We start from the raw sequence: 26,783 nt of genomic DNA, 5'->3' as shown, positions 1-26,783 counted from the left end.
TTCACGTCACCTGGGCCATGACCCTCTGGACCGCGCGGGACAATTCCTCCAGCGAATACGGTTTCTGCAACAGATCGAAGCCGTGCGTGCCTTCCGCCACCAGCACGCTGCTGTACCCGCTGGTCAACAACACGGGCAGGTCGGGATACTGATTGCGAATCTGTTGCCCCAGATCGATGCCCGTCATGCCCGGCATGACCACGTCGGAAAACACTGCGTCAAACGGTTCAGGATCGGTTGCCAGCCGCTCCAGCGCGTCTTCGCCACCCTGGACAAACACCGTGAAATGTCCGAGTTCCGCCAGTGCGTTGGTTGCAAATGACCCGACATCAGCGTTGTCTTCAACCACTAGGACGCGCGCGTGCCGATGATGGCGTGCGGCCACCTGATTCGACGCAACATGGTCCGGCGCGGCCGCCTGTGCGCTTGGCAGATACAGCGTGAAGGTCGTGCCCTGGCCGGTCACGCTCTCGACCTGGATTTCGCCGCCCGATTGCTTGGCGAACCCGAACACCTGGCTCAGGCCCAGGCCCGTGCCATGGCCCACGTCCTTGGTGGTGAAAAACGGTTCGAAAATCTGGTCGATCTTGTCCGCCGGGATTCCGCTGCCGGTATCGGTGATCGCCACGGCAACGTGATCGCGCCGGACCGGCGGATGGTTGCGGATCGCCGGCACGTGGTCGACCGTTTCGACGCGGACCGTCAACTTGCCCTGGCGATCCATCGCATCGCGCGCGTTCACCGCCATGTTGACGATCGCTGTATCGAATTGGCTGGGGTCGGCGTCGATCAGTCCCGGCGCGTCGGCAATCTCGACGACGACCTCGATCATCGATCCGGTCAATGTGCCCAGCATCGGCAGCAGGGTGCGCACATTGGCGCCGACGTCGAACACCACCGGCTGCAGCGAAGATCGTCGCGCAAAAGCGAGCAGCTGGCTGGTCAGCTTCGTCGCGCGCTCGGCTGTATCGGATATCGCGTCGAGATAGCGCAGGCGTTTTTCATCGGACAGGCCGCCACGTCGCAACAGATCGGTCGATCCGCGGATTACGGTCAGCAGATTGTTGAAATCGTGCGCGACCCCGCCGGTCAATTGTCCGATCGCCTCGACTTTTTGCGACTGGCGCAACTGGTCCTCGGCCTTGCGCAGCGCCTCTTCCGCCTCCTTGGCAGCGGTGATGTGGCGCCCGGTGGCATAGATTTCATTTTCGGTCTGTGCTGCGACCCACGAAATCCAGCGAATTGTGCCGTCCTTGTGCCGGTACCGGTTTTCGACCGGTGTCATCGGCCCCGCGCCGGCTTCCTTCAGTGCCTGGTCGATCAGGGCGATATCCTCGGCGACGACGAATTCGTTGATCGAATGGCCGATCAGCTCTTGCGCGGCGTAGCCCAGGATCGCGGTCCAGGCCGGATTGACGCGCCCGATCGTGCCATCGAATGTCAGCGCGGCCAGCAGATCGGGCGAAGTATCCCACAACCGGCCCAGTTCCTCGGTGCGCGCGGTCACGCTGACCGCGAGCGACCGGTTGAGCGCCTGCAGCTCGCGCTCGATCGCCTTGCGATCAGACTGGTCGAGCAACGCGCCGATCATCCGCACCGCGCGCCCGGCGTCATCGCGGATCATGTACCCGCGATCGCGGACGTCCGCATAGCTGCCGTCGCCGCGCCGGAAGCGGTATTCCTCGATCCATCCGCTGTGCTGCCCGCCGATCGCGCGCAGCACACTGTGTTCGATCCGCGCGCGATCATCGGGGTGAATATGGTCAAACCACCAGGCGCCGGTCGGCGCAATCGACGCCAGCTGGTGGCCATAGCGTTCCTCCAGCGCATCGTTCCAGTAAACCCGGTCCTCACTCAGATCCCAGTCGCGGATCGCATCGTTGGTCGCGCGCACGGCCAGGCGAAAGCGTTCCTCGGTTTCCAGCAACTGGCGCCGCGCCGCACGGTCGGCGGTCACATCCTGCACCGTGCCGATCAACCGTACCGCGACACCGTCGCTGAAAAAGCCAAGCCCTTTGGCCAGGATCGCGCGCTCGACCCGGTCCTCGATTCCGATCGTGCGGTATTCGATATCCAACACGCCGGTGCCTGCGGGGTTGAGCGCCTCTGCCACCGCCACTTCGGTCCGCTCGCGATCGTCGGGGTGAACCCCTGCCAGAAACGCGCTTTCATAGGTCACGGGCACGCCGGCCGGCAGCCCGAACAGCGCGCGGCAACGATCGTCCCAGTCGAGCCGCCCGGTTTGCGGCTGATAGTCGAAGCTGCCCAGCTCGGCCGCGCGCGTTGCCAGTTCGAGCCGTTCGCGGCTGATCGCGAGCCGGTCCTCCGCTTCGCGCTGGATGGTAACATCGACTGCGGTGCCGACATAGACCAGGGCCTTGTCGCCATCGCGCTCGACACAGCGCCCGCGTACGAGCAGCCAGCGTGTGCCCCGTTCGGCATCGATCACACGATAGCTTTGTGAATAATCGGCGCAAACGTCGATCAATCTGGCGATATCGCGCTCGACCCCTTCGATATCGGCGATCGAAATGGCCCGCAACGCATGCGCCACCGGAACGCCAGCAGCCGCACTATCGCGATCGATCGCGAAAAATTCCGCAAACCGTGCATCGCCGACGACCGTGCCTGCCGACACATCCCACTTGAAAAAGCCGATCAGCCCGGTTTGCAGCGCGGTATCGAGTTGCAGCCGGCTGGCATCGAGCGCCGAACGCGTTGCGTGTTCGGCGGTGATATCGCGCAGGCTTTTTACGAAGCCATGCGCCGGCGCCAGCAGCGGGGTCACCGCGCCATGGGCATAGAACCGCGTGCCATCCTTGCGGATGTGCCATCGTTCGTCAGACGCGCGCCCTTCCGCCCGGGCCAGACGCAGCTCTTTTGCCGGCCGACCGGCCGCATTGTCTTCGGGCGTGAAGATCGTGGCCAGCGGGCGCCCCGTCATTTCGGCCTCGGTCCAGCCCATGATCGTCTGCGCGCCGCGGCTCCAGCTGGTGATCGCGCCATGTTCGTCGGTGCTGATGATCGCGCTGTCGATCGCCGAATCAACGATATGGCGATAGCTTTGCGCGGAATGTTCTGCAGCCGCGACAGCGGCGGTTTCGGCGCTTTCGGTAAAACTCGCCGCGATCAATCCGCCGAGCATCTGCCCGACCAGAATATGGCGCGATTTGAACACATTGGGAACGGACGAATGCATTTTCAGCACGCCGAAATTCTGCCCTTGCCGGGTCAGCGGAACGATGATGAACGACCGTATGCCCATTTTGAGCACGAGCGTGTTGTCTGCGCGATGATCAAGAGCGGTATCACCGCTGACCATCGTCACTGCTTCGGTCAGCGCACGGCCGGAAAACGACGCGTTGATGGCAAAGCGCAAACCGGTATGTTCGGCCGCGCTGCCCGCGCCCGCGCGGTACACCATGTCACTGCCATCGCGCATTTCGACAACAACACCCTGCGCGGGGCGGACGGCGTCGAGCGCAGCCTCGACCAGCGCCTGCAGCACGGTATCGAAATCGCCGCCCGCGTGAAGCACGCGCTGTTGCGCGCGCAGCATCGTCTGCAGGATTTCCGAATCGCGCGTGGCCAGCCGCTGGCGCCGCTCCTGCTGTGTGATCGCACGGTCGCGTTCGGTGATCGCGCTGCGCAATTCGATCTGCGCGATGACCTGCCGGCCAAGCGCGGCCAATGCCTTGGCCTGGTCTGCGGTCAGCCCGCCGGGCCGGGGAACGACGTCGATTGCGCACAGGCTGCCCAGCGGCAGGCCGTCGGATGTGACGAGCGGCGATCCGGCATAAAAACGGATCTTCGGGTCATCGACCACCAGCGACATGTGCGCGGTGCGCGGATCGGCAGACAGATCCTCGATCTGGAATATACCGGTCTGGCGAATCGCCAAGGCGCAGACCGACGTATCGATGTCGGTCTCGTGCGCGTCCGTACCGACTTTGGCCTTGAACCACTGGCGCCCGGCATCGACAAGGCTGACCAGCGCGACCGGCACATCGCAGATCGTCTTGACCAGTGCGACGGCATCATCGAATTCCGGCTCTGGCGGGGTGTCGAGAATCGCATAACGCCGCAACGCTTCGAGACGCTCGTCCTCGGTCCAGCCGGGCTCAGCCATGCGCGCTGGCGTGATGGATCGGCACGGTGGGCAGGGCATACATAGTGGCGCGATAGCGCGTTCGCGGCCAGAAGTCACCCGTGTTGCAATGGGCAATCAGGGCGGTTTGCTCTCGTTTCGCCATTCCGGCTCAAATCCGGAAATGATCTCAAAAACAGGGCGGCCGCGCGCGTCGCCGAACTAGATCGCCAGCAGCTCCTGCACCACCCGGTCCGCCGCCGCACGCCAGGTAAATCGCGCGGCCTGTTCGTGGCCGGCGGCGATCAGGGTCTGGCGCAAGGCGCGATCCTCTCCCAGCCGCACGATCGCCCGGACCCAGTGATCTGGCCGGGCAGGGTCGGCATAAAGCGCCGCTGCACCGCATACCTCGGGCAGCGCGCCCGCATTGGCGACGATCGCGGGGCACCCCGATCGCATGGCTTCGAGTGGGGGCAGGCCGAACCCTTCGGTGCTCGACGGGAAGACCATGCAGCGCGCCGCGCCGTACAACGCGGCAAGCTCGCCATCGCTGATCCGCCCGGCAAAGCACACATTGCCCGGCACCACGTGCCCTGCAGCGCGAAAATCGTCGGCGCCATGCGCGCCAAACAGCACCAACGTGATGTCGGCCAGCGCGGGATCGGCTAAGGTGCGCAACAGCATCGCGATATTCTTGTGCACTTGCGTGTTGGCCAGCGCGACGACGAATCGCCCCGGCTGCAGGCCCAGCCTGCCGACAATCGCCGGCTCCGGCAGGGCCTTGCCGATATGATCGATGCCGTTGTGGATCACGCGGATCGCGCCGGCGGGCGCCACGCCAAAGTGGATCAGTTGCTGGCGCGAGTACTCCGACACAGTCAGGATGCGGCGGTGGCGGCGGCCGATCACGCCCTGTTGCAGCCGGTACCACGCGCGAAACGAGCGCGCATAGCTGTCGGGCGTGATGTGCACTTGTGCATCGTGAATCATCGTCACCGAATTGGTCGCGGCCATCACACCGACATTGCACAGGCTGAGAATCATCCGGTCGCGCGCGATCATGGGCAATGTCACTTGTTCCCACACCCGGCCATCGAACGGTCCGACCACGCGAAAGGGCGCGCCCAGCGCTTCTGCGCCGGCGCGCGCGCCGGGCGGAATCAGCAGTTCGAACGCGATCTGCGATGCCAACACCCTGTTTTCGCGCGTCATCTTCAGCAATTGCAAAGTCAGCTCGCCGGCCACGCGGTGTACCCCGGTGGAACCGCCCAGCAGAAACTTGCCATTGATGATGACGTTGCGCGCAGGCACTGATGTCGTTGTCCCTGGCGGCGGATGCGGTTCCAAAATGGCTTTTCCCGGCGCTGTAATCCTGATCTTTGGCGGATGGCGAAGCGCAGGCAACTGCGGGTTCGACCATTTCCGAGAGGACTGCCGGGGGTTTGATCCGCTTCGCAGGTGGCGGCCTGCGCCCTGGTTGGCTGGCAAAGCCGCCGGTTAGCGGGCTTTCGCGGGCAAAATCGGCGCTTTGCGGGTTTGCGGCGCCTGGCCCCGGGCAATCCGGGCTGCCGAAGGGTTCAATATCGCTGTTTCGGCGATTGCCCGATGCCCCCCGCCGGAGTCACTTGGCATGGTGACAACCGATACGATCAAAGCGCCCCGCGTGACGAGCCCGCCGCCTGTGCCTCGCAATCACGGACTCGCGTCCCGTAAACCGGTGCGCAAGGCGGCCGACGGTGCCAGTACGCGCGCGGTCGGCGCGGCCGGGCTGGCGCTGGCGCGAATCGCGGCGCAGGCGATGCAGTTCGGCTTGTTCCTCTATGCCGCTCGCGTGCTGACCACGGCCGATTTCGGCCTGTTCAGCCTGGCTTTCGCCATCATCGTCGGGCTGGCCGTGCTGGCCGAGGCGGGCTGGCGCGAATGGGTGATCTGTGCCGCCGCACCGCGCCAGATCGATGAAGCCGGGACCGCCGCGCTGGCGACGGGCGCGCTGATCGCTGCCTGCGGCCTGGGCGCGATCGCGCTGGCGCGGCAGCTCGGGCTGGCGCTGCCGTTGCTGACAGTTGCGGGCCTGCTACTGCCATGGGCGGCGCTGCGCCCGCTGGTGTGCGTCCAGATGGGCCTGTTGACGCGCGCGCAGCGGCTGACTTCGATGGCCGTCGTGCAGACGCTGTGCGAGGCGGCGGGGTTCGTCACCGGTGTGTTTCTGCTGCATCGGGGCGCGGGCCTGGCTTCGCTGGCCTGGGCGAAACTGGCGCTGCTGGCGGTGGAACTGGGCGGATACACGCTGTGTCTGCGCCGGCTCGGGCTGGCTGTGCCGGCGCTGGCGGAACTGCGCCGGATGGCGCGATTCTCCTGGCATATCCTGGCGGCGCGGATGCTGGTTTATGTCCAGGGAAACCTGACCACGCTGGTGATCGGCGCGGCGGTGTCGCCTGCGCTCGTCGGGATCTATCGCGCGGCAATGCGGCTCGGCGGCACCGCGCAGGAACTGATCCGCGAACCGGCCCGCGCGGTGGGCTGGTCGTGGCTGCGCTCGGCGATCGACCATGATGCCGCGCAGGGTGACACGGCCGGGCGCGCGGGTTCCACCGTGCGCCGGCGCGCCGCATCCGCGTCAAGGTTGCATGCCACCGCGCATCAATTTCTTGATATCGCGGTCACTATCGGTGCGGTGCTGTTCCTGACCGTCGCACTGCAATCGGCGACGATTGTCCGGCTATTGCTGGGCGCAAAATGGTCGGGGGCAGCGGTCCTGGTCACGCTGCTGTCGGTCGGCATGATCGCGCGGTTGCCCCAGGCGCTGGCCGAGCCGCTGTTTCCGCTGCTCGGCAAGGCGCGGTTGACGCGCCAGCTGGCGCTGCTGACCACGGGCACCGGCCTTGGCTGCTTTCTGCTGGGGCTGCCGTTCGGAATTACCGCGGTCGCGCTGGCCGACATGATCGCCGCGCTGCTGATGCTGATGCCCACGCTGTTTTTTCTGGTGGCCGAGGGCGGTCTGTCGCTGCGCCTCGCCTTGCGCCCTTACGCGCTGGCGGCAATATCCGGGCTGGGCTGCGTCGCCCTTGCCCACATGCTGCCCCAGGTCGTGCCGCAGCCGGGCGCGTCCGGCGCCCTGGTCGCAGGCTTGCTGATGGTACGCAATTCGCTGGCGTTGGTGACGGCCTATGCCGCGCTGCAACTGATCGCGCGTCTGCTGCTGCCGGCCGATATTTTCCGCGAGATGAATCCCGCGACCGCGGGCGCCCGCCCGACACCCACCCTGTCATCTCTGTTGTCCCAAGGAGATTTTCCGATGAGCCAAGCCCCGGAATCCCAAACCCGCGAAGCCCCGACTGCCTGCGCCCGATCCTCCCGTCCTCTCCGCGTCGCGGTGATCATCGCATCGACCGGCCGGCCGGGATGCGTCGGCGATGTGATCGCCGACTTGCGCCGGCAGACCCAGTTGCCCTCGCATATCGTCATTTCCGTTACCGGTCCGCGCGATCTGCCTCCCGCCTCTGCGCTTGTCGGTGCCGAAGTGGTGATATCGGCGCGCGGCGCTGCGACCCAGCGCAATTCAGGGCTGGATCATCTGGCCGCGCTCGACACCGACTGCGATGTCGTGGTGTTTTTCGACGATGATTTCGTGCCGTCGCGCCATGCCATCGCGGGTATGGCGCGCCTGTTTGGCGAAAACCCGGCAATCGTCGGCGCCACCGGCGCAGTCCTCGCCGACGGTATCAAGACCCCCGGCATCCCCTATGCCCGCGCCCGCGAGATCGTAGCAAATCACGACCGCGCCTATGAACGCAAACATGCGGCCGTCCCTGTGATGGCGACCGGAACCCCGGACCTCTATGGCTGCAACATGGCGTATCGCCTGTCCGCCATCACCGATCTGCGCTTCGACGAAAGGCTCAAACTCTATGCGTGGCAGGAAGACGTCGACTTCTCGGTCCGCACCGGCTCGCGCGGGCGCCTGGTCAAGACCGATGCCTTTGTCGGTGTACACCTCGGCATCAAATCGGGCCGCACTTCGGGCGTGCGCCTCGGCTATTCCCAGATCCAGAACCCGATCTACCTGTGGCGCAAAGGCACAATGCCCACCGCCAAAGCCTGGGGCCTGATGGCCCGAAACCTGGCCTCCAACCACGTCCGCACGCTCTGGCCCGAACCCTGGGTCGATCGCTTTGGCCGTGTACGCGGGAACTGGATGGGCTTTGCCGACGTGCTGCGCGGTCGATTGACGCCGGAGCGGATCGAGGATTTGTAGGGAGCGTGATGACAGCGTTTTCGTCGGTCACAAGGGCCCAAGTTGGCTCCGTCACGCTCTAAGGGCTAAGGGCCTCCGGCGGGCAAGGGCTTGGCCCTTGCATCCCGTTACTGCCCTGCTTTGCGCGCAGTTGAACCCATGCGTCTGATCGCGGGTTGCAATTGCCTTCCGGCGCAAGCGCACGACAAGACAAGGCGACCGCCGGGAGACACAAAACCCCAAGCGCAAAAACGCCACGCCGATGCAGCACACAAAGCAGGACAGTTAAGGGATGCAAGGGCCAAGCCCTTGCCCGCCGGAGGCCCTAAGCACCCGCCGGAGGCCCTGAGCACCCGCCGGAGGCCCTAAGCCGCACGCCCGAAAAAAGGGGAGCGGATCGCTCCGCTCCCCCAACAGCCGCCCGCAAGCGGGGGTTTTCCAGCCGGCCACCGGCGGGGGAGGGTTGGGTGGCCGGCTGAAAACTCGAATGACGTCAGAGCAGTTTCCAGGTGATCGGGATGGTCACGGTGGTGGCGCCGCCGGGCGGGGCGGGCAGCTGCATTTCGCGTGTGGGTAGCGCGAGCGCTTCCTTGTCGAGTGTGGCCGAGCCGGAGTGGCCGACCAGTTCGGTGTGTTCGATGGTGCCGCTGGCGCTGACGAACAGTTTGACTTTGGCGGTGCCTTCTTCGCCGCGCATCTGGGCGACGCGGGGATAGGTCTGTTTGGCAGCAATGGCGCGAGCGACCGACTGGATCCACGCGGAGGCTTGCGCGGCGACGGCGGGCAGCGGGGCCAGGGTGATGGACAGCGCAAGCGCGAATGGCATGGCGATCGATATTGCGGGCATGGCGTCGTCCTTTCGGCGATCGGAGCGGAGCGTGGTGTTGCCGATGAGCATAGGGGCGTTGGGTTAGTTCGCTGCCTTGCCCCCGCTAGGTAGTTACGCGGGTGGCCTGCGGGGTCAGAATTCGGACCAGTCGTCGCTGTCGGCAGCGGGGCGGGGGCCGTTGACTGACGGTGGAGCGCGGCGCGGCGTTCGTAGGCGGGGGTACGCGACGACGCGGCATAAGGCGCAATCGGGAACGGGCCATCGGCAAAGGGGTCTGCGCCATGCCATGCGCCGGGCAGGGGCGCCTGGCGGTCGACGCGGAACCGGCGCAATTGCGCCATCAGGCGGATGGTTTCTTCGGACAGGTTGCGGGTGCCGGCCGATGTCTGTTCGACCATGGCGGCATTGGCCTGGGTAAAGCGGTCCATCGAGCTGACCATGTCGGAGATTTCGGCGATGCCGGTCGCCTGCTTTTCGGCCGCCTCGGCAATCTGGCTGACGAGGTCGGACACGGCGCTGACTTCGCCGACGATCTGGCGCAGCGCGTCGCCGCTCGATGCCACCAGGTTGACCCCATTGCCGATTTGTTCGGTGCTGGTGGAAATCAGCGCCTTGATGTCCTTGGCGGCTTCGGTGCTGCGCTGGGCGAGCGCGCGCACTTCGTTGGCGACGACAGCAAAGCCCCGCCCCGAATCGCCGGCGCGGGCGGCTTCGACCCCGGCGTTGAGCGCCAGCAGGTTGGTCTGGAATGCGATGCCGTCGATCACTGCGACGATTTCGGCCATTTCGCGCGATGATCCCTCGATCGATCGCATCGCGCTGATTGCCTTGCGCGCGGTGTCTTCGACGGTGACAGCGCTGGTGCGCGCTACGCCGAGCCGCCCGCTGGTCTGGCGCGCATTGTCGGCGGTGATACGCACGGTGCCGGTGAATTCGCCCAGCGTGCGCGCGGTCTCGGCAAGCGAGCTGGCCTGGTGTTCGCTGCGCGTAGCCAGGTCGTTGGCGGCGGCGGAAATTTCCATCGTGCCGGTTTGGATCGTGGTGCATCCGGCGACGATTTTGGCAAGGACGGCGGACAGTTCGCCGACCGCAGTGTTGTAATCGACATGCAATTTGGCCAGTGCACCGCCCCCGGTTTCGGGCACGCGGTGGCCCAGATCGCCCGAGGCCAGCGCGGCGAGGCCGCCGCCGATCGCGTCGATCGTGGCCTGCGCCTGGATTGCGTGCGCTTTCTGTTCGGCGGCGCGTTCGGCATCGGCGGCGACAAGCGCCTTGAACTGGTCGAGCGCGCGAGCGAGCGCACCGATTTCGTCGCTGCGCCCGGTGCCGGGTATCCTGACGTGCAGGTCGCCCGATACCAGGCGGCCGACCGCCAGGCTCATCAGCGCGAGCGGCCGGGCAATGTTGACCATCAGCAACAGCAGCAGCGTCAGCGCGGCGCATAGCCCGCCGATGATCGCGGCGATCAGGATGGCGCGGGCCGAGGCATATATCTGCGCGCTGCGGTCCGAGATGTGCGCGGCGGCTTTGCTGTCCTGGTCGATCATCGCCAGCACATCGTCTTCGATCGCGTAAAAGGCGCTTTGCGCTTCACCCTGGAACAGCGCGAGCGCGGCCGCATCGTGGTGTTGCGCGAGTTCGGCAAGGCGGGTGTTCTGGCTGGTATAGGCGTTCCAGCTCTGGCGCAGCGTGTCGAGTTGCTCCTGCTGGCGCGCATCGACGTGCTTGCCATAGTCATCGAGCAGGCCGTCGACGACCAGTTGTGCGTTGTGCAGCAGTTTTTGCGTGCGGTCGGACGGGGCATCGATCAGGTCGCGCTGCCTGATGCGGTATTGCGACAGATAGGCGTGAACATCGCCGAGCGCTTCGGCCGCGGGCAGCCAGCGCCCGCGCAGTTCGCCCGACAGCGCATCGACTTCGCCCATTTCCTGCACGGCAAACAGCCCGGACAGCGCGATGATCGCCATCAACAGCGCCAATGCGGTAAACAGTTTAACGGAAATCTGAAAACGGCCCATTACGGCTCCCCGGCGCAAAAACCCGGCTTCGTTTGGAATACGTACGCCCGGTTTCCTGACATTAACGCTGCAGCGGTGGCAGAAGCGTGTGGCCGGGGTGGGTAGTTGCCCGCATGGCCGCGATGCAAACAGGTTGGCAACAGGCCGGTGAGTGCGGCATCGTGGGACGCATGATCAGTCGTCGATTCGCCGCTGCGCTGTCGGGCATGTTGTGCCTGTTTGCCGCCTTCCCCGCCCCGGCCGCGCCGGCCCACCCGGTGCACAAGCCGGCGGCGGCCTATGTGCCGATCCCGCTGGCCGATACGGTGCGCGTGGCGATGGTGACGACGCTGGGCACGATCGAGATCGATCTCGATGGCAAGCATGCGCCGATCACGACCGCCAATTTCCTGCATTACGTCGATACGAAGCACTTCGACGGAATCGTGTTCTATCGCGCGATGCACATGGCGGGCGATCCGCAACCACAGGGCCTGATCCAGGGCGGATTGCGCGATACGCGGCTGCTGTATCCGCCGATCGCGCATGAACCGACCACGCAGACCGGGCTGTCGCACAAGGCGGGCACGATTGCGATGGCGCGCGGCGCCCCGGGCACGGCGACGACCGATTTCTTCATCATGCTGTCCGACATGACCGGGCTCGATGCCGATCCCAAGGGGGCCACGCCCGACCTGCAGGCCGGGTTTGCGGTTTTCGGCACAGTGGTGTCGGGCATGGATGTGGCGCGCAAGATCTGGGACGCACCGATGTCGCCGACCTTGGGCGAAGGCGTGATGCGTGGGCAGATGCTGGCCGATCCGGTCAAGGTCCTGACTGTCCGGCGCGAGCCGCTTCCGGCTACAGCACCGCCGACAGCGCCAGCCCAATAACCGCCTCGATCCGCGCATGGTCGGCCTCATCGAGGCAATAGGGCGGCATCACGTAGATGGTATTGCCTAGCGGGCGCAGCAGCACGTCGTTTTCGCGAAACAGCGCGAGCAGGCGCGGACCCAGTGTGGACAGATAGCCGCCGTCGCGCACCACCACGTCGATCGCCGCGATCGTCCCGCAGGTGCGCGCATTGGCCACGCCCGGCAGTCGCGCCAGCCGCTCGACCATTGCCGCCTGCCGCACGGCCAGCGTGGCGATGCGGGACAGCACTGGCTCGTCGCGCCAGATTTCGAGATTGGCGGCCGCTGCGGCGCAGGCGATCGGGTTGGCGGTAAAGCTCGACGAATGGAAAAACGTCTTGGCGCGGTCGGTGGAACAGTGCGCGGCATAGATCGGCTCGGTCGCCATTGTCACGGCCAGCGGCATCGATCCGCCGGTCAGGCCTTTGGCGAGGCATAGAATGTCGGGCACGACGCCGGCCTGTTCGCATGCGAGCAATGTGCCGGTGCGGCCCCAGCCGGTCATCACTTCGTCGGCGATGAACAGCACATCGTGCGCGCGGCAGATCTCCGCCATCCGGCGCAGGACGGCGGGCGGATAAAACAGCATGCCGCCCGCGCCAAGCACCAGCGGCTCGGCGATAAACGCGGCAGGGCGCACGGCTTTGCAGGCGCGTTCAAGGGCCTCCAGTGTCGCCACGCCATCGCCTGTGGGAAACGGGATCGTGCCGACGTCGAACAGCAGCGGATCATACGCTGCGTTGAACACGCCGCGTGCGCCGACCGACATCGTGCCGATCGTATCGCCGTGATAGCTGTGCTCCATCACCAGGATCCCGGTGCGCCCGGTTTCGGTGTGCGCGTGATAGCCCAGCGCCATTTTCAGCGCGACTTCGACCGCGGTCGATCCGCTGTCCGAAAAGAACACCCGGGTCAGCTCGGCCGGCATCAGCGCACGCAGGCCCTGCGCCACCGCTTCGGCCGGCGCATGAGTCCACCCGGCAAAGATCACCTGGTCGAGCCGCTGCGCCTGGTCGCAGATGGCGGCGACGATGCGCGGGTGGTTGTGGCCATGCGTCGTCACCCACCAGCTCGATACCGCGTCGATCACCCGGCGGCCGTCGCGGGTGTACAGCGCGGCGCCGTCGGCGCGATCGACCAGCGGGATCGGTTCGTTCAGGCCGTGCTGGGTAAACGGATGCCAGATCGCGCTCATGCAAAGTCTGCGATGTCGAAGCTGGCGGCAAACGCGGCAGCGAGGCTTTCGCGATCGAGCACCGGCAGCATGGGCAGCCGGCCCAGCCGGCGCACCTGGCCGATCGCGGCTATCGTCGCCTCGTTGTCTTCGTTGGCGTGGCCGACAAAGGAAACGCCATGGACCGGCACGTGGCGCGCGCGCAGTGCCTCGATCGTCAGCAAGGTGTGGTTGATCGTGCCAAGTCCCGTGCGCGCGACAACGACCACCGGCAGGCCCCACCAGGCAAACACATCGGCATAGCTGAGTCCGCGCGTCACCGGCACAAGCACGCCGCCCGCGCCTTCCACCACCAGCGGCCGCTGCGGCGGCAAGGCCAGCCGCGCGCGATCGATCGTCACGCCATCCAGTTCGGCGGCGCGATGCGGTGACAACGGCTCGGTCAGGCGATAGGCTTCAGGGAGGATGGGCGCGCCGGACAGGCGCGCGACGGTGTCGGCATCAAGGCCATCTGCCAGCCCCGATTGCACCGGTTTCCAGTAATGCGCCTTGAGCGCGCCGGTCAGCGCGGCGGCAAACACCGTCTTGCCGATATCCGTGTCGGTGCCGGTAACGACGAAAGCGGTCACAATGCGATCTCCAGAGCAGCCCCGAGCGCAGCGATGTCCGATGGCCCGCAATTCAGCGTCAGCGATATTCGCAACCGCGCGGTACCCGGCGCCACCGTTGGCGGGCGTATCGCGCGCACATCGAACCCGGCGGCCTGCACCGCGCCCGCCACGCGCATCGCGCGCGCATCGTCGCCCAGGATCAGCGGCATGATCTGGGTGCCGGTGACCGTGGCGCCCAATGGGGCGAGCACCCGCGCCGCATGCGCCGACAACGCGGCGAGCTGCGCGCGCCGTTCGGGCTCATCGGCGCAAATGCGGATCGCCTCGCGCACGGCGGCGGCCATCAGCGGCGATGGCGCGGTTGAAAACACGAATGGACGACCACGGTTGATCAGGAAATCGCGCACGACCGCAGGGCCGCATACCAGCGCGCCCTCGGCGCCCAGCGCCTTGCCGCATGTGCGCAACACGATCGCATCGGGCCGACCATCGAAATCGGCGGCAAGTCCGCGTCCGCCTGTGCCGAATACGCCGGTGGCATGCGCCTCGTCGATCAGCATGACCGCGTCATGGCGTTCGGCAATCGTGACGAGATCAGCCAGCGGGGCCCGGTCGCCATCCATCGAATACAGCGATTCGAACGCCAGCCAGATGCGTCCGCGCCCATGCCATTGCCGTGCCGCATCGGCAAAGGCATCGGCATCGTTGTGCGGAACCGCGATCGCGGTCGCGCGCGACAGGCGCAGGCCCTCGTGCATCGAGGCATGGATCAGTTCGTCGTGGATGATCAGGTCGCCGGTTTGCGGCAATGTGGCCAGCAGCGCGACATTGGCGGCATAGCCCGACCCCAGGAACAGCGCGCTTTCGCTCCCCGCCCAGGCGGCGGCCTCGGCCTCGAGCGCTTCATGTTCGGGATCGTTGCCGCGCAACAGCCGTGATCCGCCTGACCCGGCGGGCACGCCGCGGGCAATGGCATCGGCGATGGAGTCGCGCAATCGCGCGCAGCCCGACAAAGCGAGATAATCATTCGAGGCAAAATCGATGCCCGTGCGTGGGCTCAGCGCGCGGCGCCGATCGCGCGCGGCGAGCGCGGCCAGATCCCGGTAATGCGCGTCCCACAGCCGCGCTTCCGTCGAAACAGGCACGACCTAAAGCCCCTCCCCTTCAGGGGAGGGGTTGGGGTGGGGCCGCGCCCCACTCGCCAACGCCCATGCAGCGTGGAATGTAGCCGAGAGCCCCCACCCCCGGCCCCTCCCCTGAAGGGGAGGGGGGAAGAAGCGCGTCATTTCCCCGCGCGCATCGGTTCCTGCGCGGTCATCGGCCTCAGCCCCAGCCGCGCGAACATCGCGGCATCGGCATCATCGCCGGCATTCGCCGCGGTCAGCAATTTGTCGCCGGTGAAAATCGAATTCGCCCCCGCCATGAAGCACAGCGCCTGCGTCGCGTCGCTCATCGCCTCGCGCCCGGCCGACAGCCGCACCATCGACAGCGGCATCGTGATCCGCGCGACGGCAACAGTCCGCACGAATTCGATATCGTCGATCTTGGCCAGCGGCGTATCGGCCAGCATGTCGCCCAATACGGTGCCCTTGATCGGCACCAGCGCGTTGACCGGCACCGATTCGGGATGGCGCTCCATCGTTGCCAGCGCGTGGACGAACCCGACGCGGTCGGCACGGGTTTCACCCATCCCGACGATCCCGCCCGAACAAACATTGATCCCCGCCGCGCGCACGCGATCGATCGTATCGATCCGGTCGGCAAAGCTGCGCGTGGTGATCACCTGGTCATAACGCTCGGGCGAGGTGTCGATGTTGTGGTTGTAATAGTCGAGACCGGCCTGCACCAGCTGGTCGGTCTGCACAGGCGTCAGCATGCCCAGCGTCATGCACGTTTCCAACCCCATCTCGCGCACACCGCGCACCATCGCGATGATGGCCGGCATATCGCGGTCTTTGGGGTTGCGCCACGCCGCGCCCATGCAGAACCGCTTTGACCCGGCATCGCGCGCCTGCGCGGCGGACTGCAGCACGGCCTGCACGTCCATCAGCTTGGTCGCTTCGACCCCGCTGTCGGCCTTCACCGATTGCGAGCAATAGCCGCAATCCTCGGGGCAACCGCCGGTCTTGATCGACAGCAGCGTGCACAGTTGCACTTGGTCGGCGCGGTGGTGCGCGCGGTGGATTTCGGCCGCGCGGAACACGAGCTCGGTAAACGGCAGATCGAACAGCGCCGCGATCTCGTCACGCGTCCAATCGGTCCGCAACGACACTGCGCTTGCAGCAACAGGGGTGGCGGTATCTGCAAACATGCGAAGTGTCCTTTGCAAACCGGTACGCGGGGTTCCGCGCCGGAAAAGCCCGCGTCATTCATCGCTGCCCTTAGCACTCCGCGCGCATGTGCAAACCGGTTTTTCGTCCCCGAAAGCCGATCAGGCGGGGCCGGACTTTTCGGGAATGATCTCCGTCACCGCGTCGATGATCTTGAAAAACGCCTTGCGGATGTCGAAGCATTCTTCGAACAACGTGCGCGCATTGGCCTCCAGGCTGGCGACCGCTGGCGGGTTCAGCCCAGCAAATTCCTGCAGCAGTGCGCGTGTGCCCGCGATCGTGTCGGGCTTGACGATGCCGGCATGATAGTCGGCGACTTCGCGCCAGATCTGCACTTTGTCGCTGATCAGCACGGCTTTGCCGCAGGCCAGCGCCTCGGCCACGACCACGCCGAAATTTTCCTGGTGCGAAGGCAGCACAAACGCTTCGCAGTCCCTGAACGCGCCCCATTTCTGGTCACCGGTCAACATGCCGGGCCAATGGATCCTGCCGGCGATACCCAATTCCGTCGCGAGATTCTGCAAGTCTTCGCACCAGCCGACCTGGTCGGGGCCAGCGACGACGAGATCGAGATCGGGATGCGCCTGGGCGATCGAGCCGAACGCCTCGATCAGCATGTCGACGCCCTTTTTCTGGTGGATGCGGCTGAGGTACAGCAGATAGCGCTTGTCGCCCAATGCGGGTATCGCGGCACGAAACGCGGCCACCTGGCGCGCTTCGTCGCCTTCGACATCGGCGGTGCCAAAGCCGACGACCTTGCCCTTTACGTGGTAGGGCCGGAACGCATCGCGCGAAACGATCATTTCGTCCTTGGTGGTAAAGAACACTGCGTCGGCCCGGTTCATCAACGGCCCTTCGCAAAACAGCCAGAACGCCTGCTTCAGCATGGTCTTGACCGGGTAGGTCTGGCGGAACCACGGGTCGAGCATGCCATGGGTAAACACCGCATAAGGCACATCGTTGCGGGCGAGCGCCCGCTTTGCGCCCATCGTGGCATAATTCCACAAGCCGTTGACGATCACGGCGTCATAATTGTGCACGTTATCGCGCAGCCATGGCACGAACGCCGGCTCATAGCCGTAATGGCCCCACGGCGTTTTCTTGCGCCACGCCGGGCGTCCCGACTTGCCCAGCGCGAAGACCTTTGCCGGGCACTGGCGAACCCAGGGGGCGTCGGGGGCATCAAGCGACGCGATGTGGATCTCGATACCGGCCTTGCCCGCCATCGCCGATTGCTGAAATACACCCTCGATCGGTCCGCCCTGAATGGGATCGACGGAAGATATAATGTGCAATAACTTCACGCATGTCCCGATCGAAAAATCACGCCCCTCCGGTTTGGCCGCCTAATTTTTTTATGTTACGAAGTCAACTCATCTGCCTACATTACCGCAATGTAACATCTGAAAGTGGTATTTCGCAATTAATACCACCACTGCTGCATCACTATTCATGTCGTAGTCATTTTATACTGTATGAAGCAATCTAGAATTATCCAAATATTCAAGCGCCTTTTTGCCAGAGGCACAGACCAGTGAGGGCACCACCGGCCAATGCGCGTTTGGCGATGCTTGCCGGCACTAGCACGGACTGCCCGTCACGGCATACCAGTTCGCTTGAACCAAATCCGGCGAGATCGATAAGCACCTGATCCCAGTGGCGATATTGCACGTCATGGCCCTCGCCGGGATAGGCGCGCTCGGTCGCCGGGCCGCCGGTGGACTTGCGCCAGAACGCGCCATTGGCCGGCACCACCAGCGAATCGGCGCCGCCATAATACGTGAACATCGGCGCCTTCAGCGCGGTCAGCGCGGGCAGCGCCGATTGGCAATAGCGGCGCATCTCTGCCGCTTCGGGCAGGGGGTCGCCCATCTGGCCCCGGATGAAAAATGCCCGCGCGCCTTCGTCATAGGCCCGGTCGGCAAATCCCGGGATATGCGCGGTGGGGCTGGTCGGGGGATAATGCCACCAGGCCTCGGGGTTTTGCACCGTGGCGGCCAGGCCTTTGGCCACATCGGGCAGGGGCACCTGGCAGACATCGAGTGACGGGCTGCGCACATTGGCCAGCGCAGCGGCAAAATGCACCGAGATCAGCCAATCGGGCATGGCTGCGGCAATATGCCCGGCATAAGGCCCGCCGCCCGAAATCGACACCATCGCAAAACGCGCGACGCCCAGATGATCGAGCACGCTGCGCACGTCGCCGACGTAATCGGCGTATGTCCACGCCGGATCATACGGGCTGTCGCCAAATCCGTTGCGCTCGACCGAGATGAACCGCAAGTGCAACTGACGCCGCAAGGTTTCGAGGTACCCCGTCATCAGGAACCCGCGCGCGCTTGTGCCCGTACCGCCCAGAAACAGCACCGGGCGCCACCCGGTCTCTCCGGTATCGGCAAAATGGATCGTGCGGCCGTGCGTCCCCGGCAGCGCCTGGACCGCGGGACCAACCGGGTCGAACTGCGTCTGGAACTGAGTCGGCGGGCCGGGTACGCTGGTCGGTTCCGGCATCGTTTCGGCCCGCAGGGGAGCCCCGATCAGGATCATTGCGGTGCCTGCCAGCAAGGCGCGACCAAGACATTTCATGCAGATACTCTCCGGACCATTGCTCGCACCTTACGTCCTCGCAAGGCCTGTGCAAGGCTGTACTGACGTTTTGATGTTTACCATGGTGAAGGGGATGCGCTGCTATGGCGGCCCCACGGCGGGACACGCGATTGGCCTGTTGTCGCACACGACCACTGTTTGGAGCATCATGGACTCTCTTGCGAATATCGGCCCGATCGGTGTTGTCGGGCTGGGCTATGTCGGCCTGCCGCTGGCGGTGGCCTTTGCCCGCAAATACCGCGTGACGGGGTATGACATTGGCGCGCACCGTGTCGAAACCTTGCGCGCGGGTCACGATTTTACCGGCGAAATCAGTGCCGAAGACCTGGCAGCCTCGCAGTTGGCAATCACCGACGATCCGGCTGCGCTGGGCGCCTGCCCGATCATCATCGTTACCGTGCCGACACCGGTCGATGATGGCCACCGCCCCGATTTCGGCGCGCTGGAGGCGGCCTGCGCGATGCTTGGCAAGGTTATCGCGCGCGGCACGATCGTGGTGTTCGAATCGACCGTCTATCCCGGCGCGACCGAAGAAGTGTGCGCGCCGGTGATCGAGCGCGTGTCGGGCCTGGTCAGCGGGGTCGATTTCAAGCTGGGCTACAGCCCCGAGCGCATCAACCCGGGCGACAAGGACCATCCGTTCGAAAAGATCGTAAAGGTCGTTTCGGGCCAGGACGAGGAGACGCTGGATATCCTGGCCGACCTGTACGGATCGGTGGTGACCGCGGGCATCCACCGCGCGTCGTCGATCAAGGTCGCAGAAGCGGCCAAGGTCATCGAAAACACCCAGCGCGACATCAACATCGCGCTGATGAACGAGATTTCGCGGATTTGCGATCTGGTGGGGATTTCCACGCGCGAAGTGCTGGCGGCGGCGGGCACGAAATGGAATTTCCTGAAATTCTATCCCGGCCTCGTCGGCGGGCACTGCATCGGGGTCGATCCGTACTACCTGACCGCAAAGGCCGAACAGCTGGGCTATCATCCGCAAGTGATCCTGGCCGGTCGGCGGATCAACGACGGCATGGGCAGCTATGTCGCGCAGCGCACGGTGAAGTTGCTGCGCACCTGCGGCCGTTCGCTTGGTGCGTCACGCGTCGGAATCCTGGGCCTGACCTTCAAGGAAAACGTGCCCGATATCCGCAATTCCAAAGTGGCCGATATCGTGAACGAACTGCGCGAATTCGGCATCGTGCCGCTGGTCCATGATCCGCTGGCGACAGCGGCGTCGGCTGCCCACGAATTCGGCATCACGCTCAGCCCGATCGAGGCGTTCGACGATCTCGATGCGGTGATCTACGCGGTCGGGCACAAGGCTTATGCCGACATGGGCCAGGATGCGATCGCGGCGATGGTCGCACCGGGCGGCGCCATCATCGACGTCAAATCCTCGCTCGTTCCGGCGGATCTGCCGGCCGGCCTGCGCTACTGGAGCCTTTGATCGCGGCCGGAACGGCCGAGCCATGCGCGCGCCAGCACGCGGGCCTTGCGCTGCTGCCGCCGCCAGAAACCGCTGATCAGGCGGTCCGGCACCGGGCTTTGCGCCAGCGCATCGCGCGCCGCCGCCAAGGTGGCCAGCGCCGCCTCGGCCGTGGTGAACCGGCCCGCCACCGGGTCCCAATAGCGCGGATAGAGCAGCAGCGCGGCGCCGACCAGCTGGTCCAGCGTGATCCGCCGGGTGCGCCGCGCGAACGCGGGATGCTCCGCGCGATCGTCGGTCAGGCCCCACCCGGCGTAGAACGGCGCGCCATACGTCACGACACGCACGCCGCGCAGCAGCGCGTCGAACCCGCTGAGCGAGGTCATCGTGTGCACTTCGCCGGTGTGCGCCAGGCACGCGATGATCGATGCGGTGGTTTCGACATGATCGGCCAGGCGCAGCGCGGCCGCATGCGCCAGCGCGCCGCGGCGGTTGCGCGCCATGACATCGGGATGGGGCTTGTAGACCAGGAACGCATCGGGCCGCGCGGCACGCGCCGCCTGCAACAGCGCCAGATTGGTACGGATCGTGCCGCCCCCCAGCGCGATCGAGGCGTCGGTTTCGACCTGGCCGGGCACGAGCACGACGGGCCGCCCGGCGTTGTGCCAGGTGGGCGACGCATCGCTTTCGACATTGTACTTGGTCAGTGCCCGCGCGACGATGAACCCGCGCAAGCGGGCGGCGCGCGCATCGAGCACGGCATCTTCGGGCGCCGTCATCAGCAGGTGTTCGAGCGCGGAAGGCCGGCTTGCGTCGAAATAGATGCCGCGATCGTCGAATGCCAGCGAATGCGGCGCGATCAGGTCGCTGCCCAGCCCGACCGAGCGGATGAACCCGTCCTCGATCCGCACCAGCGTCGCGCCGCTCCGCGCAATCAAGGCATCGAGCCCCGGCGGGTTGGCCGCGCCCCACACGATCACGCGGTCACCGGCGCGCGGATGCGCCGTGCGGGCATGGCGCACGAACGCGATATCCCCCGCCTCGGCGCGCAGAACGGGCGTCAGGTTCCATGCGCGCCAGCGGCGAAATCCGATCACGAACGTGCGCACTACGGCAAATCCGCCAGCCACGCCTCGACCGCCGCAAAATGGTCGGGCCACACGGGCGCACGATAGCCGGCGATTGCGCAAAGCTGGCGCTCGCGTTCGGGGCACGGGCCACAGAACGCCTGGATCGTCGCCAGCCAGCCGGGCGCGTCGGCGGGATCAAGATACGTCGGGATGGTCCCTGTGATCTCGCGAAAGACGGGCAGGTCGCTGGCGATCACCGGGGTGCCCAGGTCCAGCGCCTCGATCACCGGCAGGCCGAAGCCTTCGGCAAAACTGGGCATCAGCAGCGCCCGCGCGCCGGTGATCAGCGTAGCGAGCATGGCGTCGTCGGCGCGGCCATGCTCGATGACATGCGCGCGGATCTGCGGATCGTGGTCGAGCATTGCGTGGGTGGCCTGCGCCTCCCACCCGCGCTGGCCGACGATCACCAGCAGCGGGGTTGCCGCGCCCATGATCTGCGCCAGCGCCTGCCAGGTTTGCAGCAGCAGCAGATGGTTCTTGCGGCCCTCGATCGTACCGACGGTGATGAACCAGTCGCGGCCGGGTTGCGCCGGCTTGATCCCGGCAGGCGCGGTCGGGCCACAGATCCACGCCGGCAATTGCGCAGGGCTTGGCAAGCCTTCGCTTTGCGCAAAGGCATCCAGGTCGCGCAACGTCGCGGCGGAATTACCGATGATGCCATGCGCGGCGATCAGCGCATGGCGCATGCGCAGCGTATGGCGCGCCGCTTCGCCCGCGCGGCAGAACCGGGGATGCGTGATCGGGATCAGATCATGGATCAGAAACACCGCGCGAGCCCCGCGCGCCGCAATCCAGCGCGGCAGTGCGGGATCGTCGAGCCCGGTGTGCCCGACATTGAGGTAGATTTGCCCCGGGGTTGTCCGCCCCGCGCGGGCGGCCCAGATCCCCGGCAGCATGGCGACAAAGCGGCTGCGAAACCCCGGCCCATCGCGCGCGACGAGCGCAAACAGCCGCGCCGACTGCCGCGCCGACAGCACCCGCAGATGGCCGCGCCATTGCAGCACAGCCAGCGCGCGAGACCCGAAATGATCGCAATAGGCCAGGCAGACGCGGTCGATCCCGGTTGGCAGCCGACCGGCCCAGCGCCGCCACACCAGTCGGCTGATATCGAGCAGGATCGGGTCGGACGGCATCAGAACGGAATTTCGGTGCCTTCGAAATCGAACAGCTTGCCGCTGTCGGACGGTTTGAGCCCCTCGATCACATCGAGCAATTGCAGCGCGGCGCGTTCGGGATCGAACAGCCGGCCGGGCGGCACATTGCCCTGAAACGGGCGCGACAGCGCGGTATCCACAGTGCCGGGGTGCAGCGCGACCACGATCGCGCGGGGGTTGCGGCGGTGTTCCTCGATCGCGAGGTTGCGGATCATCATGTTGAGCGCTGCTTTCGATGCGCGATAGCCGTGCCAGCCGCCCAGCCGGTTGTCGCCGATCGATCCGACGCGTGCCGACAGCGCCGCAAACACAGTGCGGCCGGTCCTGGGCAAAAGCGGCAGGACATGTTTTGCGACCATCAGCGGTCCGATCGCGTTGATCGCATAGGCCTGCGCCAGCCATGCCGGATCGCAATCGCGCAGCGCCTTTTCCGGCCCGCGATCGTTGCCATGGAGGAGTCCGGTCGCAACGATCACCAGGCCCGGCGGCGGCCCTTGCGCCACCAGCGCAGCGGCGGCGGCGATGCTGGCCTCATCGGTCAGGTCGAGGTGATGTGCGCCGGGGCGCGAACGCGCAAAGCCATGCACCACAGCGAAGTTGCCCTCGTCGCGCAAGGCCTGTTCAAACGCGCCGCCGATGCCGCCCGACGCGCCGATGACGATCGCGCTTGCCGGGTCCCTGGCGGTCATGCGCGGACAAACCGCCAGCGATCGGCTTCGCTCTCCGCCGCGTCGAAGCGATAGCCGTCGGTGTCGAACCCGCGCATCGCATCCACATCGGCAATGTGATGCTCGCACAGCCAGCGCGCCATCATCCCGCGCGCCTTCTTGGCGTTGAAACTGACGAAGCGCGGGCCGTCGGGGCCGGGCTCGCGAAAATCCACATCGATCACCCGGACCGTGCCCAGCCGGCCTTTGACGGCCGCAAAATACTCCTGGCTGGCCAGATTGAGCACCACGCCCGAGCCTTCGTCGGCGATCTGTTCGCGCAGCAGGCCGGCGATCCGGTCGCCCCACCACTCGACCAGGCTTTTGCGGCGCGGCGCCCAGCGCGTGCCCATTTCGAGCCGATAGGGCCGGATTGCGTCAAGCGGCCGCAGCAGGCCATACAGCCCCGACAGCATCCGCACATGGTCTTGTGCAAAGGCAACACCCGGCTCGTCCAGCGTATGCACGTCGAACCCGGTGTAGACATCGCCGGCAAAGGCAAACAGCGCGGGGCGCTCGGGCAAATCGGCAAAGTCGCGAAAGCGGTCGGCGTTGAGCTTGGCCAGGCGCGGCGAGATGCCCATCAGTTCCGACAGGCGTTTCTGCGACAGGTTGGCGGCCGACCGGGCAAGCGCTTGCGCTTCGCCGGCGAAATGCGGCGCCGACACCGCCAGCAGCGGGAGGGCGCGTTCGAAATCGAGCGTTTTTGCGGGCGACAGCAGGGCAATCATGACCCGGGGCGATAGCGGCGCGGACGGGCGGGGTCAAACCTCCCGATCAGGCGCCTGCGTCTTCGAACTCCTGAAATCGAGCCGTGGCCTCTGTGTTGCTAGCCCCTATCTTAGCCAATGAGCACGCGCGCGCCAAGCGCGGCCGCCAGCGCCGGGACCATCGTCACCGCGCCGACTTTCAGGAACCGCCAGAACCCGACATCCTCGCCTTCGCGGCGGATCGCCTGCAACCACAGGATCGTTGCAAGCGAGCCCGTCACCGACAGATTGGGGCCCAGATCGACCCCGATCAACAATCCGTCGACGATCAGCCGGGGCGGGTGCGCCTGGGCCACGGCGGTGCTGGCGACAAGGCCGGCGGGCAGATTGTTCATCAGGTTCGATCCGAACGCCAGGATCGTCCCGGCGGTCGCGGCCCCTTTGGCCGGGTCGGCCGCCATCGCGCGCAACGCATCGGCGACCGCGGCGATCACACCGGTGCGGTCAAGCGCCTCGACCAGCACGAACAAGCCGGCGACCAGCGGCAGCACGCTCCACGACACGCTTCTGGCCGTATCGAGCGGAGAGGTCTTGCGCAGCAGGCATACGCCGAGTGTCGTTGCTAGGCCGGCGAGGCAGGTCGGCAGGCCCAGCGGCCGATCGAATGCCGACATCGCGAGCAGCAAGAGCGCGGTGACCCCGATCCCGGCCAGCGCGGCCTTGCCGCCGGTGGTCATCGGGGCGGTGTCGACATCGCGCGCGCAATCGCCCGCCAGGTTCTTGCGCTCGACAAATCGGAGCATTGCAAACGTCACCACGATCGCAGCCAGCGAAGGGAGCGCGAACGAGCCGAACCACTGGCCGAGCGGGGGCATCCTGCCGCCGTACAGCACGAGATTGGCGGGATTGGAGATCGGCAGCACGAAACTGGCCGCATTGGCGATCAGCGCGCAGGCGAACAGCAGCGGCAGCGGTTCGGCCCGGGCCTTTTTTGCGGCGGCAAAGACCGCCGGCGTCAGCACGACGGCGGTCGCATCGTTCGACAGGAACGTCGTGGTGACGACGCCGGTCGCATAGACGAGCAGGAACAGCCTGGCGCGCGATCCGCCGGCGTGGTTGACCGCAATGGCGGCGACGCGGTCGAACAGGCCCTGTTCGCGCGCTGTCTCGCTCAGCAGCATCATGCCGATCAGGAACAGATAGACATCCATGCCTTTGCCGATGGCATGCCATGCTGCGCCAAACGGCATCAGCCCTGCCACCACCAGCAGCGCCGCGCCCGTTACTGCCCAGATCGCCTCGGGCCAGCGCAGCGGGCGCGCGATCACCGCGGCGGTCGCAGCAGTGCAGATCGCCCAGGTTGCAAGGGTTGCCGTGTTCAAGGTTTTGCGCCGTTTCCGCCCGAACCCGCGCATGCGGGTCGCAGGGTTCCGGCAAAGCCGATCCACAGTGCCAGGCTGATCACGGCAAAGCTGCCCAGACTGTAGAACGCAACCGGATAACCCAGCTTTTGGGCCAGCCAACCGCCGATTGCGGGACTGAGCGATGCGCCAAGACCCTGGACGGTCATGACCGCGCCCTGGCCGACATTGACGCGGCCGGTGCCGTTCAGCAGGCACGCGACCAGCCCTGGGACCGCAACGCTTTGCAGCCCGGCGCCGATGCCATCCAGCGCCTGCACCGGCCACACGCCCCAATGTTCGATGAACGTCCCGGCCAGAAATCCACGCAGCGGCAGGACCGCAAACGAGATCAGCATGACCAGCCAATAGCCTTTGCCCGCCGCCATGCGCATGGCGACCAGCGCGGCCACGATCATCACCGCTTGCGCGACGACCACCGTCTGCGCGACGAACAGCGCGGGGTTGCCCTTGCCCGCGCCAACCACGGCCAGGCCGTAGAGCGGCAGCATCGCGCCATTGCCGAGATGGAAACAGGCCAGTGCCGCCGCCAGGATCAGCATCGGCCGGTTCTGCAACAATGTCTTGAAGCCCTCGGCCTGTCCGCCACTGTCGCCGCCTTCCGCTTTGTCCGGCTGGTCTTCCAGGCCACGTGCCGCGCGGTGGTCGATCGATTTTTCGGGGATCATCAGCACCGCCACGATCGCCAGCACGCCGAACGCAGCGGCGAGATAAAAGATTGCCGGCATGCCGAATTTCCAGCCAAGCCAGCCCGACAGCCCCGCACCGATCATGTTGCCGGCATGGTTCCATGCCTGGTTGCGGCCGTTCTGCGCGTTGAATCCTTTCTGGCGGACAATGCCCAGCGTCATCCCGCTGACCGCAGGGCCGATGGCCGCGCCGGCGATCGCGGTGGCGACCTGGCTGACCGTGACGACCAGGCCCGATTGCGACAACAGGATCAGAAACGACGCGACGACCGTGCAGATCCCGGTGACGATGACGACCAGCCGCTTCTTTTCGGTATGATCGATGAACGCGCCGGCCGGCACAGTCATGATCATGCCCGCCACCCCGCCTGCGGTCATGACCGTGCCGATCGGCCCCGCCGTCCAGCCCCGCTGTTGCAGGAATACCCCCAGGAACGGCCCGATGCCGGCCTGCATATCGGCCATGAAGAAATTCAGCGCCTCGAGCGCGCGTTTCGCAGGCGCGATGTCGTCGGCGCTCGGGTCGTTCTGCGCCCTGACGTTCGTCATAAATGCCCCCAATGACCGCCTGGTGCATGCATCACGCAAACGTCGTCCATCCGTCCAATTGTATCATCAATGCGACAAACCTCTTTCGGATCCGACAGAATTTCGCTGGGGACAGGGATGTGCGCGGAGCCGGCTTTCGCAAATGGAAAAACGCCGGGACCTGGGCCCCGGCGTTTTCGGTCGTGCAACGGTTCGTAAGGCTCAAGGATGTTGAGCGTGG

General features: G+C 65.9%; 18 protein-coding genes and 1 pseudogene. 3 read left to right on the top strand and 16 right to left on the bottom strand.

Annotation, left to right across the window (positions count from 1 at the left end; genetic code table 11):
* Position 1: 1 nt before the first annotated feature.
* Together ACOOE2_RS18340 and ACOOE2_RS18335 are read right to left on the bottom strand one after the other, a co-directional pair.
* Positions 2 to 4,129 (bottom strand): PAS domain S-box protein, encoded by a 4,128-nt coding sequence (locus tag ACOOE2_RS18340; protein WP_420384419.1) that lies wholly within the window; start codon positions 4,127 to 4,129, stop codon positions 2 to 4.
* Between the two features lie 180 nt (positions 4,130 to 4,309).
* A complete protein-coding gene (locus tag ACOOE2_RS18335) occupies positions 4,310 to 5,398 on the bottom strand; it encodes a glycosyltransferase family 4 protein (RefSeq protein ID WP_420384418.1) in 1,089 nt (362 codons plus the stop codon).
* Positions 5,399 to 5,717: 319 nt separating this feature from the next.
* On the opposite strand from ACOOE2_RS18335, the gene ACOOE2_RS18330 reads away from it, so the two are divergent.
* Complete coding sequence (locus ACOOE2_RS18330) at positions 5,718 to 8,342, top strand: oligosaccharide flippase family protein (RefSeq protein WP_420384417.1); 2,625 nt, start codon at positions 5,718 to 5,720, stop codon at positions 8,340 to 8,342.
* Positions 8,343 to 8,814: 472 nt separating this feature from the next.
* Here ACOOE2_RS18330 and ACOOE2_RS18325 read toward each other — a convergent pair whose 3' ends face one another.
* Together ACOOE2_RS18325 and ACOOE2_RS18320 are read right to left on the bottom strand one after the other, a co-directional pair.
* Positions 8,815 to 9,147: an energy transducer TonB gene (locus ACOOE2_RS18325; RefSeq protein ID WP_420384416.1), complete on the bottom strand. Its 333-nt coding sequence runs from the start codon at positions 9,145 to 9,147 to the stop codon at positions 8,815 to 8,817.
* Positions 9,148 to 9,626: 479 nt separating this feature from the next.
* Positions 9,627 to 11,117: pseudogene (locus ACOOE2_RS18320) on the bottom strand (methyl-accepting chemotaxis protein); the annotation flags it as partial.
* Positions 11,118 to 11,338: 221 nt separating this feature from the next.
* Here ACOOE2_RS18320 and ACOOE2_RS18315 point away from each other — a divergent pair.
* Positions 11,339 to 12,040 (top strand): peptidylprolyl isomerase, encoded by a 702-nt coding sequence (locus ACOOE2_RS18315; RefSeq protein WP_420384415.1) that lies wholly within the window; start codon positions 11,339 to 11,341, stop codon positions 12,038 to 12,040.
* Here ACOOE2_RS18315 and ACOOE2_RS18310 read toward each other — a convergent pair.
* From ACOOE2_RS18310 to ACOOE2_RS18285, 6 genes are all read right to left on the bottom strand, one after another.
* Positions 12,009 to 13,256 (bottom strand): adenosylmethionine--8-amino-7-oxononanoate transaminase, encoded by a 1,248-nt coding sequence (locus ACOOE2_RS18310; protein ID WP_420384414.1) that lies wholly within the window; start codon positions 13,254 to 13,256, stop codon positions 12,009 to 12,011. The two genes, ACOOE2_RS18315 and ACOOE2_RS18310, sit on opposite strands and share 32 nt — an antisense overlap.
* On the bottom strand, positions 13,253 to 13,864 hold the full coding sequence (gene bioD, locus ACOOE2_RS18305; protein ID WP_420384413.1) for a dethiobiotin synthase: 612 nt from the start codon (positions 13,862 to 13,864) through the stop codon (positions 13,253 to 13,255). The genes ACOOE2_RS18310 and bioD overlap by 4 nt, the downstream gene beginning before the upstream one ends.
* Positions 13,861 to 14,991: an 8-amino-7-oxononanoate synthase gene (locus ACOOE2_RS18300; RefSeq protein WP_420384412.1), complete on the bottom strand. Its 1,131-nt coding sequence runs from the start codon at positions 14,989 to 14,991 to the stop codon at positions 13,861 to 13,863. The genes bioD and ACOOE2_RS18300 overlap by 4 nt, the downstream gene beginning before the upstream one ends.
* 137 nt (positions 14,992 to 15,128) lie before the next feature.
* Positions 15,129 to 16,157 carry a biotin synthase BioB gene (gene bioB / locus ACOOE2_RS18295; protein ID WP_420384411.1) on the bottom strand — a complete coding sequence of 343 codons (1,029 nt, stop codon included), beginning with the start codon at positions 16,155 to 16,157 and terminating at the stop codon, positions 15,129 to 15,131.
* A gap of 120 nt (positions 16,158 to 16,277) precedes the next feature.
* Entirely contained in the window at positions 16,278 to 17,402 is a 1,125-nt protein-coding gene (locus tag ACOOE2_RS18290; RefSeq protein WP_420384410.1) for a glycosyltransferase, read from the bottom strand.
* Positions 17,403 to 17,679: 277 nt separating this feature from the next.
* Entirely contained in the window at positions 17,680 to 18,762 is a 1,083-nt protein-coding gene (locus tag ACOOE2_RS18285) for an alpha/beta fold hydrolase (RefSeq protein ID WP_420384409.1), read from the bottom strand.
* 169 nt (positions 18,763 to 18,931) lie between these two features.
* On the opposite strand from ACOOE2_RS18285, the gene ACOOE2_RS18280 reads away from it, so the two are divergent.
* On the top strand, positions 18,932 to 20,224 hold the full coding sequence (locus tag ACOOE2_RS18280; RefSeq protein WP_420384408.1) for a nucleotide sugar dehydrogenase: 1,293 nt from the start codon (positions 18,932 to 18,934) through the stop codon (positions 20,222 to 20,224).
* Here ACOOE2_RS18280 and ACOOE2_RS18275 read toward each other — a convergent pair.
* The 6 genes from ACOOE2_RS18275 to ACOOE2_RS18250 all read right to left on the bottom strand — a co-directional run bounded on the left by ACOOE2_RS18275 (position 20,209) and on the right by ACOOE2_RS18250 (position 26,563).
* Positions 20,209 to 21,333 carry a capsular biosynthesis protein gene (locus ACOOE2_RS18275; protein WP_420384407.1) on the bottom strand — a complete coding sequence of 375 codons (1,125 nt, stop codon included), beginning with the start codon at positions 21,331 to 21,333 and terminating at the stop codon, positions 20,209 to 20,211. The genes ACOOE2_RS18280 and ACOOE2_RS18275 overlap by 16 nt on opposite strands.
* Positions 21,312 to 22,466, bottom strand: coding sequence for a glycosyltransferase family 4 protein (locus ACOOE2_RS18270; RefSeq protein ID WP_420384406.1), 1,155 nt, complete (start codon positions 22,464 to 22,466; stop codon positions 21,312 to 21,314). Before ACOOE2_RS18270 ends, ACOOE2_RS18275 begins: the two co-directional genes overlap by 22 nt.
* Complete coding sequence (locus ACOOE2_RS18265) at positions 22,466 to 23,176, bottom strand: SDR family NAD(P)-dependent oxidoreductase (RefSeq protein WP_420384405.1); 711 nt, start codon at positions 23,174 to 23,176, stop codon at positions 22,466 to 22,468. Before ACOOE2_RS18265 ends, ACOOE2_RS18270 begins: the two co-directional genes overlap by 1 nt.
* The gene (gene yaaA / locus ACOOE2_RS18260) at positions 23,173 to 23,925 is read right to left on the bottom strand and encodes a peroxide stress protein YaaA (RefSeq protein ID WP_420384404.1); all 753 of its coding nucleotides are present in this window, start codon (positions 23,923 to 23,925) and stop codon (positions 23,173 to 23,175) included. Before yaaA ends, ACOOE2_RS18265 begins: the two co-directional genes overlap by 4 nt.
* Positions 23,926 to 24,035: 110 nt before the next feature.
* Positions 24,036 to 25,286 carry an arsenic transporter gene (locus tag ACOOE2_RS18255; RefSeq protein ID WP_420384403.1) on the bottom strand — a complete coding sequence of 417 codons (1,251 nt, stop codon included), beginning with the start codon at positions 25,284 to 25,286 and terminating at the stop codon, positions 24,036 to 24,038.
* Positions 25,283 to 26,563 (bottom strand): MFS transporter, encoded by a 1,281-nt coding sequence (locus tag ACOOE2_RS18250; RefSeq protein WP_420384402.1) that lies wholly within the window; start codon positions 26,561 to 26,563, stop codon positions 25,283 to 25,285. Before ACOOE2_RS18250 ends, ACOOE2_RS18255 begins: the two co-directional genes overlap by 4 nt.
* Between the last annotated feature and the right edge of the window lie 220 nt (positions 26,564 to 26,783).

Origin of the sequence: Novosphingobium sp. (assembly GCF_965214355.1) — a bacterium.
Taxonomy (GTDB): domain Bacteria; phylum Pseudomonadota; class Alphaproteobacteria; order Sphingomonadales; family Sphingomonadaceae; genus Novosphingobium.
Note: the sequence above shows the minus strand (reverse complement) of the source record. Positions and strands in the feature narration are given on the sequence as shown.

What these genes read in the sequence shown, in the direction of transcription:
- bioB (WP_420384411.1), bottom strand. Translation starts at nt 16,157, where the DNA reads ATGTTTGCAGATACCGCCACCCCTGTTGCTGCAAGCGCAGTGTCGTTG.
- ACOOE2_RS18265 (WP_420384405.1), bottom strand. Translation starts at nt 23,176, where the DNA reads ATGACCGCCAGGGACCCGGCAAGCGCGATCGTCATCGGCGCGTCGGGC.
- ACOOE2_RS18340 (WP_420384419.1), bottom strand. Translation starts at nt 4,129, where the DNA reads ATGGCTGAGCCCGGCTGGACCGAGGACGAGCGTCTCGAAGCGTTGCGG.
- ACOOE2_RS18285 (WP_420384409.1), bottom strand. Translation starts at nt 18,762, where the DNA reads ATGAAATGTCTTGGTCGCGCCTTGCTGGCAGGCACCGCAATGATCCTG.
- ACOOE2_RS18315 (WP_420384415.1), top strand. Translation starts at nt 11,339, where the DNA reads ATGATCAGTCGTCGATTCGCCGCTGCGCTGTCGGGCATGTTGTGCCTG.
- ACOOE2_RS18280 (WP_420384408.1), top strand. Translation starts at nt 18,932, where the DNA reads ATGGACTCTCTTGCGAATATCGGCCCGATCGGTGTTGTCGGGCTGGGC.
- ACOOE2_RS18290 (WP_420384410.1), bottom strand. Translation starts at nt 17,402, where the DNA reads ATGGCGGGCAAGGCCGGTATCGAGATCCACATCGCGTCGCTTGATGCC.
- yaaA (WP_420384404.1), bottom strand. Translation starts at nt 23,925, where the DNA reads ATGATTGCCCTGCTGTCGCCCGCAAAAACGCTCGATTTCGAACGCGCC.
- ACOOE2_RS18310 (WP_420384414.1), bottom strand. Translation starts at nt 13,256, where the DNA reads ATGAGCGCGATCTGGCATCCGTTTACCCAGCACGGCCTGAACGAACCG.
- ACOOE2_RS18325 (WP_420384416.1), bottom strand. Translation starts at nt 9,147, where the DNA reads ATGCCATTCGCGCTTGCGCTGTCCATCACCCTGGCCCCGCTGCCCGCC.
- ACOOE2_RS18250 (WP_420384402.1), bottom strand. Translation starts at nt 26,563, where the DNA reads ATGACGAACGTCAGGGCGCAGAACGACCCGAGCGCCGACGACATCGCG.
- ACOOE2_RS18270 (WP_420384406.1), bottom strand. Translation starts at nt 22,466, where the DNA reads ATGCCGTCCGACCCGATCCTGCTCGATATCAGCCGACTGGTGTGGCGG.
- ACOOE2_RS18330 (WP_420384417.1), top strand. Translation starts at nt 5,718, where the DNA reads ATGGTGACAACCGATACGATCAAAGCGCCCCGCGTGACGAGCCCGCCG.